Genomic DNA, 15,789 nt, shown 5'->3' with positions numbered 1-15,789 from the left:
CGCGGACCCCGCCCGCCCGGAGCGCCCGGAGCCGCTGGCGGCGCTCGAAGGCGGTCAACCGTTCGCCCGCCGTCTCGGCCGTCGTCGGGTCCGGCGAGAGGACCGTTACGAGGTGACCGTGCGCGTCGACGCGCCGCGCGATCGCCGTCGCGGTTTCGTCGACGAGGGGGGTGAAGAAGAGCACCTGCGCGTCGGCCGGGAGCCGCCGCCGGAACCGCCGGAGCCACAGCGACCGGTAGAACCGGTCGTCGCTCGGCGTCGGCGCCAGCGCGGGGTCGGTCGCGAGCGTCTCGCGCCCGCGGGCCGCGTGGACGGTCCCGCTGCCGGGCGGCAGCCAGCAGTCGATCGGCGACAGCGCCGCGATCCCGACCCGGTCGCCCCCGTCGAGGAGCGCGGAGAACGCCTGTCCCGCGGCCGCGACGCTCGCCTCCACCGCCGTCTCGGCGTCCGGGTCGGCGGCGACGTACGCGGACTCGCGGGCGTCGACGACCAGCACGACCGTCGCGGAGCGCTCCTCGCGCAGTTCGACGGTGGACAGCTCCCCCGTCCGCGCCCGCCGGTTCCAGTCGATCCGCTTGAGCGGGTCGCCGCGGCGGTACTCCCGGGTGGCGTGGAACTCGACGCCGGCGCCGCCCACGTCGGTCGGCACCCGACCGTGGTGGACGGTCGTCAGCCCGCGCAGCGGGAGGTCGCCGCCGGCGGACAGCTCCGGCGTACAGGCGATCGCGGTCGGCGCGTCGAGCGCGGTCGTGCGCTCGCGGGCGCCGGCCGCGTCGCGGGTGATCGCCGTCAGCGGCTCCCACTCGTGGTCGCCCCGGGCCGCGCGCACCGTGTACTCGAACGTCACCGCCGTCCCGGGTCGCAGCGCCGTCGCGACCCGAGCGGGGCCGTCGACGACCGCCAACCCCGGCGGGACCCCGTCGACGAGCCGGAGGTCCGGCAGGGCCTCCTCGCCGACGTTCTCCGCCCGGACGGTCACGCTGACCTCGTCGCCCGGCTCCGGGGCCTCGTCGCTCACCGTCCGCGTCACCGCGAGCGCCGGCGCCGACGCGTCGCCCGCCCGCGCGTACACCGCGTACCCGGCGCCCACCGCGCCGGCGAGCACGAGAGACGACTGCCGGACGAGCACGCCGAGGCCGACCAGCGCCAGGGCCGCCCCCGCCACCCCCAGCCAGCGCTCCGTCTCGATCGCTCGGCGGTGTTCCCGGTCGCTCGGAGCGCCGGCGGATTCAGTCTCGGTCGCGTCGGCCGATTCAGTCTCGGTCGCGTCGCGGTCGCGTCCGACCGCGTCGCCGTCTCGTCCGGTCGCCTCACCGTCGGTCGATGCCGGCTCGGACGCGGCGGCGCCGCTTGAGGGGTCGCTCACGCCGCACCCCCCTCTATCCGCTCGATCTCGCCGATCGCGGCGCGGAGCCCGTACCAGTAGTTCGACCGTCCCCGGACCCCGGCGGAGAGCCGGACCCGGACGGGATAGGCGGTCCGGGTGTCGAAGAACGCGGCGGCGGCCGTGTCGTCCGTCCACGTCCCGTCGTCGACGGCCGTCGCCGCCGCCTCCCGCGAGCAGTTGCGGTCGCGGGCGACGGCGTCCACGGCGACCTCCCGGACCCGGTCGCGGAGGGCGCGACGGTTCCGGTAACCGCCCGGCGCCGGACTGGCCACGCGGGCGATCCGCTCGTCGAGGTCGGCACCGGGCACCGCGGCGGGCGCGCGCCGCTCCGGCTCTCCGGTGTCTGTCGGCATCCGCCGGCGGTCCCGACGCGCGTTCGCGTATCGAATCCCCTGAACCACGCCGAGGACGCCGATCAGCGTGACGACCGCCGACGTGGGGGAGAGGACCGACGCCACGCCGCGGTCGAGCGCCGCGAGGATGCCGACGGCGACCGCCAGCACTCCCGCGACGGCGAGCGGCCGCACTACCGATCACCACCGTCGGTTCCCACCGTCTCGCCCGCGCTCTCCGTCAGAGCGCGCGTCACGAGTCGCCCCCGTGCCGCTCCTCGCTCCGACGCAGCGCCTCGACGGCGCGGCGCTCTCGGTCGTCGGTCGCGTCCTCGCCGCCGTATCGGACCCGCTCGAACACCTCGGTGAGCGCGGTCACCGGCTCCTCGGCGACGCCCGCGTCGACCGCGGCGGCCGCGAACTCCGCGGGCGTCGAGGAGTCCGGCCGGTCGACGTCGAGGACGTCGGTCATGTCGCGCCACGCGCGGTACACCTCGTTGTCCGCGTCCGAGGACTTGATCCGGTCCGCGACCTCGCCGGCCGTCCGCCCGACCGCGGCGAGGTCCGGCGGCTCCTCGACCGGTTCGTCGGTCCGGTCGCCGCCGCCGTCCGCCTCGTCGTCGCCGCCGGCGAGGAGCAGCGCGGCGACGCTCGCGATCACCGCGGCGACGACGACGACCGCGAACAGGATCTGCGGCGCCGACGCCGCGCCCTCGCCGCTGCCGAGCCCGCCGCCGGCCGCGCCGGTCGACAGTAACTCCGTCCCGTTGCTGCCCATCCCGAGCGAGGTGGAGACGTTCTCCGCGACCGACCGGCACGTCGACAGCACCCAGAACAGGACCGCGATCGGGGCGCCCATCACGCCGGCGACGGCGACGCTCGCGAACGGCGACCCGGTGTCGCGATAGGTGACCCCCGCGAGCAGCGTCAGGCCGACGAGCAGTGCGATCACGGCGGGCGGCTCCCTGAGGAACGGCAGACAGAGCCCCGGCGCGGAGAAGTCGCCTGCCTCCCCCGACGACGTGAGGACGCCGGGGTCGCCCGTGTCAGATCCGACGCTCGGGGCGTCTCCGCCGCTCCCGCCGAACCCGCCGCCGCCGGTGTCGACGGCGGTGTCCAGCGTCGCGGCCGCGACGCCGAGCGCGACGAGGGCGAGGAGGGCGACCGCGACCGCGACGAGGGCGTCCCGCTTCACGTCCCCGACTACGCCGGCCGCCGGGAATAGCTTTCGGCGGCGGTCGGTTTCGGGGTCGCGCCGGAACGCCCCCGATCCTCTCCGCCTACGCGTCGTCGCTCCCGTCGACGACGTCGTCGAGCGGCGTCGTCGGGAACAGGGCGTCGACGTCGGGGTCGGGGTCGACGAGTCGGTAGGCGATCCCGTCGGGCTCGACGACGCCGGCGTCGGCGAGGTGGTCGAGGTGCGAGAACGCCGCGCCGGGACCGTGGAGGACGTGGATGTCCTCCAGCGAGCCGAACAGCGCGGCCGACACCTCCCACGCGGTCGCCGGCCCCGAGTTGTCGAGGACCCCGATCACCCGGCGGGTCCGGTGCCGATGGTGGTCGAGGATCGTCGCCGCGCGGCGGCTCGGCTCGTCGATCCGCTGACGGTGCCCCGGATGCGCGGCGTCGAAGTCGCGGTCGACGATCCGCGCGAGGCTCTCGGCGTAGGCCGCGAGCGCACCCTCGACGCGGATGTCGGCGCCGCCGACGTTGGGGGTGTACTTCGGGAGCAGCGCGTCGCCCGTGAACGCCTCCTCGGTCGCGTCTTCGCCAGCGATGGGGTCGTGGTCCGACACAGCCCGCGGGTCGAACGCGAACCCGGAGAGTCCCGCGGTGTGGCCGGGAAGGTGGAGGGCTTCGAGTTCGACGCCGCCGGCCTCGATCGCGTCGCCGTCCGCGAAGGTCGTCACGTCGGCCGGTCGCCCCGAGAGGTCCACGCTGACGGCGTCGAAGAACTCGGTCAGCCGCTCCTGGTCGGCGGCGGGCATCCCCCACCGCTCGAACGTCTCGCGCTGGAGGTCGCGGTCGGCGAACAGTGGCGTCTCCGTTCCGTCGACGAGGCCGGCGTCGGCCTCGTGGACGTACACGTCGGCGCCGCCCTCGGCCTGGACCTCGCCGGCGAGTCCCGCGTGGTCCGGGTGCCAGTGGGTGAGGACGACCGCGTCCACGTCGCCGAACGCGTGCCCGTACTCGGCGAGGCCGTCGGCCAACTCCTCGCGGACCTCGGGGAGCGCGACCCCGGTGTCGACGAGCGCCGTCGTCTCCCCGTCCAGTAGGTACACGTCGTTTTCGCCCTCGAAGACGGTGTTGCCGAGCTGAATCCGTTTCACACAGCCACGTCGGCTGCCGGGCATTTCACCGTTTCCACCGCCGGCTCCCGCCCCGGCGGCGCCGTCACTCGATACCGACGCCGGTGAACTCGGAGCGCGCCCCGCCGTCCGGACCGTCGGTGACGCATACTGCCCAGCCGTGCGCCTCGCCGACCCGCTCGACGATGGCGAGGCCGAAGCCGGTCCCGTCCGAGTCGGTCGTGTGGCCGGCCTCGAAGCCCTCGCCGCGCTCGTCTTCGGGGAGTCCCGGGCCGGCGTCCACGACGTAGAACCCGCCGTCGAGGTCGCCGACGGTGACCGTCACGTCCGCGCCGCCGTGCGAGACGGCGTTCCGCAGGAGGTTCTCCAGCACCTGTTTGAGCCGACTACGGTCCGCGCGGACCGTCGCCGTCGCCTCCGCGCGCACTGTCGCGTCCGCGGTCCCGACACTCCGCCAGCACTCCTCCGCAATCGCTCCGAGGTCGACCGGTTCGAGCGACTCCAGTATCGTCTCGTACCGTCCCAGGTCCCGCGCTCGACGGTCCGGGTCTCGGTCGCCCGTCGCGTTCGATCCCCCGTTCCGGGCGGCCGATAATGAACCGTCGCTCGGCGTCGGCGAGTCGAGAGACGAGCGTCGGCCGGTCAAGCGACGGGCGTCGGCGGGTCGGTCGCTCGGGGGTAGCGGTACCGGTCGCCGGAGCGATCCGTTGAGGCTTTGCTTCTGCCGCTCTTTCCGATCCCATGGAGTATCAACCGGGCGTGTGTAACATCGGACCGACACAGCAGCGACGGCGGCTCCTCCTCGGCGTCGGGTCGCTCGCGCTCGCGGCCGCGTTCGTCGCGGCGGCCGTCTCGTTCGCGTGGCCGCGCTGGTCGCTCATCCTCTCCGTCTTCCCGCTGTACGGCGCCGCGATGGGCGCGTTACAGTACCGCGAGCGGTTCTGTATCGGCTTCGCCGGCATCGGCGTCTTCGACGTGGGCGGGGGGACGAGCGAGATCGAAAACGAGGAGGCGCTCGCCGCCGACCGCAGGAAGGCGGTCAAGCTCAACGCGAAGGCGATGGCGCTCGGCGCGGCCGGGACGGTCGTCGTCTTCGCCGCGGTGACCGTTCTGGCATAAATCTCGCTCGGCGTTCCGGCCGTTTAGTTATAACCAGACCACTCTGGCTAAATCGCTGTCGGCAGACCGACGACCAACACTGCCGACGGTCCGACCGGTCATTCGTGACTGATTGCCGGCGGATCGGTCGTGGGAACCTCCTCGAAAGCCCCACCCGCTCGGCTATAGATCGTTGCGGCCGTGAGAGCCTCCTCCAAAGCCCAGCCTCCCGGCTGCCCCTTTGAGTCCCACTCCGCACAGCCCCGCACCTCACACCTCCCCAGCCTCGTCGGTGGTCCTCCGCTTCGCTTCGGCCCACCGACTCCCTCGCGCGTGCTGGCTTCGCGGCCGCCGGTGGCGGCCGCTCGCAGGCACGCGCCTCCGAGACCGCTAACTGTGCGGGATCCCGCTCGGGTATCACCACGAACGTGCGTATAGAAAAGCATTAGAACCGGCTCGATGACCACGTAAGTGAATGAGTCTGTCCGATGCGGACCACGAGCTCGTGACCGCGGAGCTCGGCCGCGAGCCGACGGCGGCGGAGGCCGCGCTGTTCGAGAACCTCTGGAGCGAGCACTGCGCGTACCGCTCCTCGCGGCCCCTCCTGTCGGCGTTCGACAGCGAGGGCGACCAGGTCGTGGTCGGCCCGGGCGACGACGCCGCGGTCCTCGCGCTGCCCGAGCCGGACGCGGCCGACGACCCCGCGGCCGAGCGCGACGCCGACGACTACGGCGACACCTACGTCACCTTCGGCGTCGAGAGCCACAACCACCCCTCCTTCGTCGACCCGTTCGACGGCGCCGCGACGGGCGTCGGCGGCATCGTCCGCGACACGATGAGCATGGGCGCGTACCCGATTGGGCTTCTCGACTCGCTGTACTTCGGCGGCTTCGACCGCGAGCGCTCCCGGTACCTCTTCGAGGGCGTCGTCGAGGGCATCTCCCACTACGGCAACTGTATCGGCGTCCCGACGGTCGGCGGCAGCGTCGCCTTCCACGGCGGCTACGAGGGGAACCCCCTCGTCAACGTCGCCTGCGTCGGCCTCACGAACGAGGACCGACTCGTCACGGCGACCGCACAGGAGCCCGGGAACAAGTTGGTCCTCGTCGGGAACGGCACCGGCCGCGACGGGCTCGGCGGCGCGTCCTTCGCGAGCGAGGACCTCGCCGAGGACGCCGAGACCGAGGACCGCCCCGCGGTCCAGGTGGGCGACCCCTACGCCGAGAAGCGCCTGATCGAGTGTAACGAGGCGCTGATCGACGAGGACCTCGTCCGCTCGGCCCGCGACCTCGGCGCGGCCGGCCTCGGCGGCGCCTCCTCTGAACTCGTCGCGAAGGGCGGCCTCGGCGCGCGGATCGACCTCGACGCGGTCCACCAGCGCGAGCCGAACATGAACGCCACTGAGATCCTGCTCGCCGAGAGCCAGGAGCGGATGTGCTACGAGGTCGCCCCGGACGACGTCGAGCGCGTCGCCGACCTCGCCGAGCGGTTCGACCTCGGCTGCTCGGTCATCGGCGAGGTGACCGACGGCAACTACGTCTGCGAGTTCGCCGGCGGCGCGGACGGCGAGGGCGGCGCGGACGCCGACGGCGCGACCGACCGGGACCCCGAGACCGTCGTCGACGCGCCCGCCGAGTTCCTCGCGGACGGCGCGCCGATGAACGACCTCGAAAGCGAGCCGCCGAGCGAGCCCGACCGAGACTTGCCCGCCGACGAGCCCTCGCTCGACGAGGCGGTCGCGGCCGTCCTCTCGGCCCCGTCCACCGCGAGCAAGCGCTGGGTGTACCGCCAGTACGACCACGAGGTCGGGACGCGCACGGCCGTGAAGCCCGGCGACGACGCCGCGCTGCTCGCGGTCCGCGAGACGGAGCCGACCGACGAAGCGAGCGAAACGGCCGCCTCCGCCGACGGCGTCGGCCTCGCGCTCGCCTCTGGCGCGAACCCGAAGTGGACCGCGGTCGCGCCGTACGAGGGCGCCCGAGCCGTCGCCCTCGAGAACGCGACGAACCTCGCCGCGACCGGCGCGGTCCCGCTCGCCGCGGTCGACTGTCTCAACGGCGGCAACCCGGAGAAGCCCGACGTGTACGGCGCGTTCGAGGGGATCGTCGACGGCCTCGCGGACGCCTGCGCCGCGCTCGACGCGCCCGTCGTCGGCGGCAACGTCTCCCTGTACAATGACAGCGTCGAGGGGCCGATCCCCCCGACGCCGACGCTCGCGGTGCTGGGCACGCGGCGCGGCTACGACGCCCCGCCCGCCGCGCTCGACGCCGACCGCGCGGCCGACTCCGAGCTTCTGCTGGTCGGGTCCGGCGGCGACGCGCTCGGCGGCTCCGAGTACCTCGCGCACGCCGGCGGCGGCGACCGGTTCCCGACCCTACCCGACGAGTCCGGGGCGGCCGACGACCTCGGTGGCCTCGTCGCGTCGCTCGCGGCCGCCGCCCGCCACGAGTCGACGCTCGCGGCCCACGACGTGAGCGAGGGCGGGCTCGCGGTCGCGCTCGCCGAGCTCGTGACCGACGACGCGGGCGTCGACGCGACCCTCCCGGACCGCGTCGCGGCCTTCGACGAGACGCCCGGCCGCCTGCTGGTCCAGACGACCGAGCCCGAGGCGGTCGCGGCCGCGGTCGGCGACCTTCCCGTCTTCCGGCTCGGCGACGTGACGACCGACGGGGCCCTCTCGCTCACCGTCGGCGACGAGTCGGTCGCGCTCTCCGCCGCGGCGGTGCGGGACCACCGCGACGTGATCGAGCGCGAACTGGCCTGAGCCGTCGCTGTGCGCGCGGTGAGCGGCGAGACGGTGCTGTATCACCGCGCGGTCGCTCGATTTCGACGCCCCGAGAGCGAGCGATACGCTTTTAGGTGCTCCTAAAGTATGTGGCGGCAACCGCGGGACGCCGGCCATTCCGGTGCCCGCCCCTCATCGATGGCATCCACGGAACCAGTCGGCACGACGCGCTCGACCCAGTCGGACGACGCGACGGCCGATCGATCGGACGACTCCGCGACCGACCACCGGGCGAGCGCCGCCGCCGACGACGGGGCGACCGCCGCCGCGGACCCCGTCCTGTCGCTGTCCGAGGTCACGAAGGCGTTCGGCCCCGAGACCGCCGTCGACGACGTCTCGCTCGACGTGCGGTCCGGGGAACTGCTGACGTTCCTCGGCCCCTCCGGGTGCGGCAAGACGACGACGCTGCGCACCATCGCCGGCCTCGAAGAGCCGACTGAGGGGCAAATCACCCTCGGCGACGAGGTCGTCGCCGGCGACGGGTCGTTCGTCCCGCCGGAGCGGCGCGACGTGGGCATCGTCTTCCAGAACTTCGCGCTGTTCCCCCACCTCACCGTCCGCGAGAACATCGCGTTCGGGCTGACCGACGCCGACGCCGCCGAGAGGGAGGCGCGCGTCGACGAGCTGCTCGAACTGGTCGAGATGACCGACCACGGCGAGAAGACGCCCGACCAGCTCTCCGGCGGGCAGAAGCAGCGCGTCGCGCTCGCGCGTTCGCTCGCCCCCGAGCCCGAGGTACTCCTCCTCGACGAGCCCTTCTCGAACCTCGACGTGCGCCTCCGCGTCGAGATGCGCGAGGAGGTCCGCCGCATCCTGAAGGAGGCGGGCGTCACCGCCGTCTCGGTCACGCACGACCAGGAGGAAGCGCTCTCCATCTCCGACCGCGTCGCGGTGATGAGCGACGGCCGGATCGAGCAGGTCGGCCGCCCCGAGTCCGTCTTCGAGCGCCCCGAGTCGAAGTTCGTCGCCTCCTTCCTCGGGCGGGCGTCGTTCCTCGAAGGAGAGCTCCGCGACGGGAAGGTCGACACCGGCATCGGCCGGTTCGACGCCGTGACGCTGGAGGGATACGACACCGTCTACGACGGCGCGCCGGTCGACGTGCTCGTGCGCCCGGACGACCTCCGCGCGACCCCCGCGACCTCCGAACTCGCCGACGGCGTCGTCACCTCGCGGCAGTACGTCGGGCCCTCCTTCGTCTACCGGGCCGAACTCGACTCCGGCGAGGCGGTCCACTGCCTCCACAACCACGTCGAGGAGTTCGACCTCGACGAGCCCGTCTCCCTCGAACTCACCGCGGACCACCCGCTCGCCTGGTACCCGCGCTAGGCGAGTCGCTGCCGGCGGCCGAACGACTACGGAAAAACGCGACGAGCGACGGCGTTCAGAAGGTCGCGAGGAACGGGACGGCGTACGCGATCAGCAGGCCGACCAGCGTGACGGCCGCGCCGACGCCGACCTCGCGGCTCCCGAATTCCTGCATCGGTGCGGTCACGCGCTTGTCCGGGTCGGGCTCGTGCGAGTGGTCGTCCATAGTCCCGGATCCGACCGGGGAACATATAAGCCCACCTGAACTCGACGGCCCCGACTCGCGGAGCGACGCGCCCGGGGCGGGCGCGTCAGCGACGGTCACGCCGCGCGTCGAGGAGCCGGACCGGATGCGCGGGCCGCCGCGTGAGCAGGGCGTCGAGCTGTTCGAGACAGGACGTGCCGCTGGCGACCACCGTCCGGTCCGCGGTCTCGTCCGTCGTGAACTGGTCCGCGAGCGTCTCGCCGACGTCGACGCTGAGGTCGTAGTACTCGGACTTGTAGCCGAAACTGCCGGCCATTCCGCAACACTCCACGTCGGAGGTCACCACGTCGAACCCCGCGTCGTCGAGGACCGCCGTCGTGTACGGCTCCAGGTCCAGCGTGCGCTGCTGGCAGTGGCTGTGGTAGGCGATCCGTTCGCCGTCGCCGTCGGGGAGCGCGCCGAGGTCGGCGCCGTTCTCCAGCAGGCCGTACACGTACTCCATCACCTCGTAGCTGCGCTCCTTCAGCGCCTCGTGTTCCTCCGTCGGGAGGAGCCGACCGTACTCGCGGTGGAACATCGCGAGGTCGGAGGGCTCGATGACGACGACGTCCCGGCCCGCCGCGACGGCCGGCGCGAGCGCCTCGTACACGGCCTCGGCGTTCGACCGTGCGGTCGCGACCATCCCCTGCGAGAGCGGCGCGCGTCCGCTCTCGCCGGCCGCCGGCACGTCGACGTGGACGCCGAGCGACTCGAGGACCCGGACGGCCGCCTTCCCCCGCTCGGTGCGCACGTAGTTGGTGTACGCGTCGGGGTACAGCGTCACGCGCTCGCGCGCGGCGTCGGGGTCGACCCGCGAGCCCCGGTCCGCGAACCAGTCGGCGAGCGATTCGCGCTCGAACCGCGGGAGCTCGCGGCGGCTGTCGACGCCGAGCGTCCGTTCCAGCACCGATCGGGCGGGCCCGGCCTCCGCGACCCAGTTCGACAGCGGCGCGAACGCCGACCCGAGCTTCGCCAGCGTGTCGAAGTTCCCGAACAGGCGCTTCTGGAGGTCGATCCCGCCCGGATCCGCGTCCGGCGTGAGCCCCTCGACGAGGAAGTCGAGGTCGCCGTCCGTCCCGCGGTTGATGCGGTCGCGGACGACGGTGTTGATCCACGGGATGTCGATCTTCACCGGACACTGGTTCACGCACCGGCTACACCCCGTACAGAGGTCGTTGAACTCGGCGGCGCTCTCCTCGCCGTGGACGCCCGCCTCCCAGCCGGTCGCGATTCCGCCGGAGTACGTCTCGCCGCCGAAGGCGTGGCCGCCCACGTGCTGGAAGTTCGCACAGGAGTTCGCGCACGCCGAACACCGGATGCAGTACAGCGTCTCCCGGAGCTGGTCGTCGTCGCGCATCTTCATCCGGCCGTTGTCGATTAACACGAGATGGAAGTCGCGCTCGTCGCCGGAGCCGAGCGCCTCGTCGCCGAACGTCGGGGAGTCGGTCGGCGGGGTGAGAAGCGAGACGTAGGAGGTGATGTCCTGGCCGGTCCCCGACCGACCGATGAGCTCCACGAACGGCTGGAGGTCCTCGACGCTGGGGATCACCTTCTCGACGCCCGCGACCGCGACGTGGGTGTCGGTCGCCTGAACGCACTTCCGGGCGTTGCCCTCGCTCGTCACCAGCGCGAGCGTCCCGGTGTCGGCGGTGACGAAGTTCGCGCCCGTCATCCCGACGTCGGCGTCGCGGATCTTCTCGCCGAGGTGTTCGCGGGCGAACCGGGTCAGCTCCTCGGCGGTCTCCGGGGGGTCCTCGGGCTCGAACACCGCGTCGAACAGCGCGGCGATCTCCTCCCGCGACTTGTGGATGGCCGGGGCGACGATGTGCGACGGGGCCTCGTCGGCGATCTGGAGGACGAACTCGGCGAGGTCGGTCTCCCACACGTCGGCGCCGTCCGCCTCGAGGGCCTCGTTCACCTCGATCTCCTCGCTGGTCATCGACTTCGACTTCACGGCTGTGCGGCCGTCGACGACCTCCGTGATGTAGCGGTTCGCGTCCGCGGCGTCGTCGGCGAGGTACACCGTGCCGCCGTTGGCCTCGACGGCCTCGGTCACCTCGTCGATGAGCTCCGGCAGCCGCTCGATCGCGTCCTCCTTGATCGCCCGCGCCTCGTCTTTCAGCCGCTCGTAGTCGTCGAGGTCGCCGGTCGACTCGTAGCGTCCCTCGTTGAACACGCGCGTGTTCTGCTGGACGCTGTCGCCCTCGGTGTCGAGGATGTGGCGGATGTGTTCGGCCTTCCGCCGTCGGTTCTCGGCGCTCATCTACCTGTCCTCCACCAGCACGACGGTCACGTCCATCGGCCCGTGCGCCCCCTTCACGAGCGCGCCCATGTCCGCGGTGGCGCTCGGTCCGGTCGCGATGATCGACTGCCCCGCGCCGTCGCGGACGTCCGCGGCGAGGCGGTCGAACGCGGCGTCCATGTCCGGCAGGACGTCGTCCGCGGCGACGACCGCGACGTGCTCGTCCGCGTACAGGCTCACCGGCTCCTCGCCGGCGGCCCCGCCCTGAATCACCACGGAGCCGTAGTCGGCGATGCCGTATCCGGCGGCGGTGACGCCCGTCGCCGCGGCTTCGAGCTCGGCGACGGTCGGGTCGGTGTTCACCGCGTCCGGGAGCGAGACCCCGTCGAACGGGAGCGGCGCGCCGACCGCCGGGTCGTCGAGCAGCGGCGCCAGCGCCGACTCGAACCCGTCGGCGGTCGTCCGGACGCACTCGACGCCGACCTCGTCGAGCGACGACTCGAAGGTCGCGATTGACTCGACTGACATACGCCGTGGTTGCTGTAACAGCCTAATGGGTGTTTCCCTATACGCAGTTTCCTAACGGGATACATAACGTATCTTTCTCATCGGACGCCCGGCCAGTACCCAACTCCTCGCCAGTAATATCGTCAAAAAAGAAAGTTACATATGGATCGTTGTGAGACGCCCAAACACGGTCGAAAGACATACTCATGACAAACGTACTCTCACTGGCGTTCGTCGGCGTCATTCCGATCGGCGTCGCGTTCGTCCTGCTCGCCGGACTCAGGTGGTCCGCCGCCCGCGCGATGGGGGTCGGGTGGCTGCTCGCCGGGGGGATCGGACTCACCTACTGGGGCATGGAGATCGACTGGCTGGCCGCGTCGGCCGTCTACGGTGCGTTCCAGGCGGTCGACATCATCCTGATCGTCTTCGGCGCCATCCTCCTGATGAACTACCTCGAGGGGAGCGGCGCCATCGCCACCATCAGGTGGTACTTCGGACAGATCGAAGAGGACAGACGCATCCAAGTCCTGCTCATCGGGCTCGGCTTCATGACGATCATCGAGGGTGCCGCCGGGTTCGGGACGCCCGGGGCGCTCGCCGCGCCGCTGTTCATCGGCCTCGGCTTCCCGCCGCTGGCCGCCGCGGTGTTCGGGCTGTTCTTCAACGCGCCGAACCCGCCGTTCGGCGCCGCGGGGACCCCCGTCATCGGCGGCACCGGCGCCGTCATCGACCCGGCGCTCTCCGGCTCGATGGGGGTCTCCGAGTTCCTCTCGATGGTCTCCGCGTGGTCCGGCATCGTCACGGGCGTGACGTACGTGTTCTGGGGGCTGCTCGGCGTGTTCTTCCTGACGTACTGGTTCGGTGACGCCGACGGCGGCCGGAGCGTCGGCGGCGCCGTCCGCGACACGCTCCCCATCGCTCCGTTCGCGCTCCTCCTCGGCGTCGTCACCGGCGGGACGCAGCTGGTGGTCGCGTGGTTCGTCGGGCCCGCGCTCCCCGACATCGCGGCCGGGTTCGTCGTCCTCGGCGTGGGGCTCCTGCTCGCGAACAACAATATCCTCATCCCCGACCGCGAGTGGGACTTCCCGACCGACTCGCAGTGGAGCGACACCTGGCTCGGCGGCCTCGAACTCGACGAGATCTCCCGCGACCAGCCACAAAAAGAGATGTCGGTGCTGCTGGCGTGGACGCCGTACCTCCTCGTCGCGCTCGCGCTGCTCGCCACGCGGTGGCCCGACCTTACGATCGCCGGCACCGCCGTGCTCCCGTGGATCCAGAGCTTCACCGTCGGCATCGACTCGATCCTCGGCACCGAGCTCGGGTACACGCTCCAGTACCTCTACCTCCCGGGCACGATGCCGTTCATCCCGATCGCCGTCCTCACGGGCCTCATCCACAAGATGGACGTCGACGAGATGGGCGCGGCGTGGCGGCGCTCTGCGGAGCAGGTCGCGCCCGCCGCGCTCACGCTGATCATCGCGGTGTCGATGACGCAGGTGATGATCCAGTCGCAGACGAACACCGCGGGCCTCCTCGGCATGATGGAGGCGCTCAGCCGCGCGCTCGCGATCGGCGCGGGCGGCCTGCTCCCGATGATCTCGCCGTGGATCGGCGCCATCGGCTCGTTCATGACCGGGAGCAACACCTCCTCGAACATCCTGTTCAGCGTGCTCCAGTACAACGCCGCCGAGACGGTCGAACTCTCCCGGACGATCGCCGTCAGCCTCCAGAACGTCGGCGGCGGCCTCGGCAACATGGTCTCGGTGCTGAACGTCGCCGCGATCTGCGGCGTCGTCGGCATCACCGGCCGCGAGGGCGACCTGCTCCGGAAGGCGATCGTCCCGATGGCCCTGTTCGCGCTGTTCGCCGGGCTGTTCGGAATGCTCCTGAGCTACGTCCTCGTGCCCGGGCTGTTCTGATCCTCCCGGAAACGCTTTCCCGCGACCGCCTCGGAAGATAGGTCGAACGACTCGACGTCGAAGACCGCTATGAGCGACTCACGAACGCCTGAGGAGGGCTCGTCCGATGCCGACGGCGGTCCCGAGCGACCGCCCCGCTACGAGCAGGTGATCCAGTGGGCCGAGTACATCAAAACGCAGCCGCCGCAGGTGTGGGGGCCACAGCAGAACGCGGTCGTGAACGGCCATATCGAGAGCGCGCAGGCGGTCGACGTGAGCGTCGAGGAGAAGAAGCGAGTCCGGGAGTTCGCGGACGAGACGTTGCGGGCCGAAGGTGAGCCCGACGAGGAAAATAACGCCGAGGAGTAGATCGACGCCCGAGCTCAGCCGTAGAGTATCTCGTCGATGTCCGCCTCGTCGGTCGCGACCCCGGAACTGACTCGGCCGCGCCGCATTCGTTCCTTTTCTTCCTCTGATAACGGGAGCGGCGATGCCATACCGAGGACTCTCTCACGAGCCGTACTAGTCGTTACTCGAACGACTCCAGCTTCCCGACGACCCTCGTGTACACGTCCGGCGCGACGTACCAGCCGTGGTCGATCATCGCGTCGATTGCGTCACGCCCCTCCGCTTTCGACAGCTGCCCGTCTTTCACGGCCGCGAGGACGAGATACGCGGTCCCGCGCGTCTCGACGCCCTCCACTTCGGCCGCGGAGCGCCCGGCGGACTCGTCCATCACGGCCACCGCGTCGCGTGCGTCCGCGCAGGTGAGGACCGCCACGTCCGCGTCGCTCAGTCCCGGGTGGCGCGCGAGCCGCGTCGCGACCGGCGAGTCGTCGAAGTCGACCTCGACGACGTTGAGGCCTCCGTCCTCGGCAGCCCGCTCGATCCGTCGCGCGTCGTCGCAGCCCGCTTCGATCCCCTCGGTTACGGCCTCGCGGTACACCCGTTCGGGGACGAGTCGGGGTTCCGAGAGGATCTCCACGACCCCGAGTCGCTCGACTTTCGCGAGAGAGGTCAGTGGGGTCGCGTCGAAGACCCAGCTCACAGGTCGTCGAGGTCGGCTTCGAGGTGGTCGTCCGAAACCCACGGGCGGTCGGACGCCTCGGCGAGCCGCGCGAACTCCCAGACCGACAGGTCAGCGAGCTCGGCCGCTTTCGCGAACGAAACTTCGCCGTCCGCGAACCGTTCGAGCGCCCGCTCTCTGCGCCACTCGTCGAGCCCCTCCGAGAGGAGCTTCCTGACCGCCGTGCTCCGGTCAAGGCGCTCGAACTCGAGGTATAATGATTAAGATAACATTCGAAAGTCAAGGAACTGTTCACACCACTTCTTTGCGAAGCTGACGCGTTTCGTTATTTTCTCAAAAGTTTCCTGAACGAGGTCTTTGAATTCCGCTTCGCTCTCAACGACAATTGGTGCCATCGTCCATTTGAGATACTTCCAGACTTGCTCGATTGGATTCAGGTGCGGTGAGCCTGATGGAATAAAAATCAGGTCAATTCCGAGCTGATGCGCGCGTCTACGCGTGTATTCACATCTATGCGAACCGTGCTTGTCCAAGACGAGCAGAATCCGCTTGCCCGGATTCTGCTCGCGGATCTTCTCTAATACCCCGCAAATCTGCTCTTTCTCTTCGTTCTCAGTGAACGTTACCAGACTCTCACCGTTGAGCGCGTAGAATC

Annotated in this window: 15 protein-coding genes and 1 pseudogene; 5 read left to right on the top strand and 11 right to left on the bottom strand. The window is 71.1% G+C overall.

Going from position 1 to position 15,789, the window contains the following annotated elements; all coding sequences use genetic code 11:
* The 5 genes from B9H04_RS15320 to B9H04_RS15300 form a co-directional block, all read right to left on the bottom strand.
* A partial coding sequence (locus tag B9H04_RS15320) for a DUF58 domain-containing protein (protein ID WP_139835119.1) occupies positions 1 to 1,366 on the bottom strand: 1,366 nt, incomplete at its 3' end.
* Positions 1,363 to 1,914: a DUF7269 family protein gene (locus B9H04_RS15315; protein ID WP_049931499.1), complete on the bottom strand. Its 552-nt coding sequence runs from the start codon at positions 1,912 to 1,914 to the stop codon at positions 1,363 to 1,365. The genes B9H04_RS15320 and B9H04_RS15315, both read right to left, overlap by 4 nt.
* A gap of 58 nt (positions 1,915 to 1,972) precedes the next feature.
* Complete coding sequence (locus tag B9H04_RS15310; RefSeq protein ID WP_085682838.1) at positions 1,973 to 2,914, bottom strand: DUF4129 domain-containing protein; 942 nt, start codon at positions 2,912 to 2,914, stop codon at positions 1,973 to 1,975.
* An 85-nt stretch (positions 2,915 to 2,999) separates the two neighbouring features.
* Complete coding sequence (locus B9H04_RS15305) at positions 3,000 to 4,049, bottom strand: MBL fold metallo-hydrolase (RefSeq protein ID WP_085682837.1); 1,050 nt, start codon at positions 4,047 to 4,049, stop codon at positions 3,000 to 3,002.
* 64 nt (positions 4,050 to 4,113) lie between these two features.
* Positions 4,114 to 4,674 (bottom strand): sensor histidine kinase, encoded by a 561-nt coding sequence (locus B9H04_RS15300; protein WP_249025108.1) that lies wholly within the window; start codon positions 4,672 to 4,674, stop codon positions 4,114 to 4,116.
* 95 nt (positions 4,675 to 4,769) lie between these two features.
* Between B9H04_RS15300 and B9H04_RS15295 the strand changes: the two genes are divergently transcribed.
* From B9H04_RS15295 to B9H04_RS15285, 3 genes are all read left to right on the top strand, one after another.
* Positions 4,770 to 5,147, top strand: a complete 378-nt coding sequence (locus tag B9H04_RS15295) for a hypothetical protein (RefSeq protein ID WP_049931502.1) — start codon at positions 4,770 to 4,772, stop codon at positions 5,145 to 5,147.
* A gap of 454 nt (positions 5,148 to 5,601) precedes the next feature.
* Positions 5,602 to 7,890, top strand: coding sequence for a phosphoribosylformylglycinamidine synthase subunit PurL (gene purL, locus B9H04_RS15290; RefSeq protein ID WP_049931503.1), 2,289 nt, complete (start codon positions 5,602 to 5,604; stop codon positions 7,888 to 7,890).
* Positions 7,891 to 8,049: 159 nt separating this feature from the next.
* The gene (locus tag B9H04_RS15285) at positions 8,050 to 9,237 is read left to right on the top strand and encodes an ABC transporter ATP-binding protein (protein WP_085682836.1); all 1,188 of its coding nucleotides are present in this window, start codon (positions 8,050 to 8,052) and stop codon (positions 9,235 to 9,237) included.
* A gap of 55 nt (positions 9,238 to 9,292) precedes the next feature.
* On the opposite strand, the gene B9H04_RS18850 is transcribed toward B9H04_RS15285, so the two are convergent.
* From B9H04_RS18850 to B9H04_RS15275, 3 genes are all read right to left on the bottom strand, one after another.
* On the bottom strand, positions 9,293 to 9,442 hold the full coding sequence (locus tag B9H04_RS18850; RefSeq protein WP_167373067.1) for a DUF7550 family protein: 150 nt from the start codon (positions 9,440 to 9,442) through the stop codon (positions 9,293 to 9,295).
* 85 nt (positions 9,443 to 9,527) lie between these two features.
* Positions 9,528 to 11,723, bottom strand: coding sequence for an LUD domain-containing protein (locus B9H04_RS15280; RefSeq protein WP_049931505.1), 2,196 nt, complete (start codon positions 11,721 to 11,723; stop codon positions 9,528 to 9,530).
* Positions 11,724 to 12,230, bottom strand: a complete 507-nt coding sequence (locus B9H04_RS15275) for a LutC/YkgG family protein (protein WP_049931506.1) — start codon at positions 12,228 to 12,230, stop codon at positions 11,724 to 11,726.
* 185 nt (positions 12,231 to 12,415) lie between these two features.
* On the opposite strand from B9H04_RS15275, the gene B9H04_RS15270 reads away from it, so the two are divergent.
* Together B9H04_RS15270 and B9H04_RS15265 are read left to right on the top strand one after the other, a co-directional pair.
* On the top strand, positions 12,416 to 14,128 hold the full coding sequence (locus B9H04_RS15270) for an L-lactate permease (protein WP_049931507.1): 1,713 nt from the start codon (positions 12,416 to 12,418) through the stop codon (positions 14,126 to 14,128).
* Positions 14,129 to 14,197: 69 nt separating this feature from the next.
* The gene (locus B9H04_RS15265; protein ID WP_049931508.1) at positions 14,198 to 14,476 is read left to right on the top strand and encodes a hypothetical protein; all 279 of its coding nucleotides are present in this window, start codon (positions 14,198 to 14,200) and stop codon (positions 14,474 to 14,476) included.
* 160 nt (positions 14,477 to 14,636) lie between these two features.
* On the opposite strand, the gene B9H04_RS15260 is transcribed toward B9H04_RS15265, so the two are convergent.
* From B9H04_RS15260 to B9H04_RS15250, 3 genes and pseudogenes are all read right to left on the bottom strand, one after another.
* Positions 14,637 to 15,155, bottom strand: coding sequence for a DUF3368 domain-containing protein (locus B9H04_RS15260; RefSeq protein ID WP_049931509.1), 519 nt, complete (start codon positions 15,153 to 15,155; stop codon positions 14,637 to 14,639).
* Positions 15,152 to 15,388, bottom strand: a pseudogene (locus B9H04_RS19285) (UPF0175 family protein); the annotation flags it as partial. The pseudogene B9H04_RS19285 and the gene B9H04_RS15260, both read right to left, overlap by 4 nt.
* Before the next feature lie 6 nt (positions 15,389 to 15,394).
* Positions 15,395 to 15,789: IS630 family transposase (locus B9H04_RS15250; protein WP_139835118.1), on the bottom strand; the 395-nt coding region annotated here is incomplete at its 5' end.

It is taken from the genome of Halorubrum ezzemoulense DSM 17463, from assembly GCF_002114285.1.
GTDB lineage: Archaea > Halobacteriota > Halobacteria > Halobacteriales > Haloferacaceae > Halorubrum > Halorubrum ezzemoulense.
This window is presented reverse-complemented; position numbering and strand designations above follow the sequence as displayed.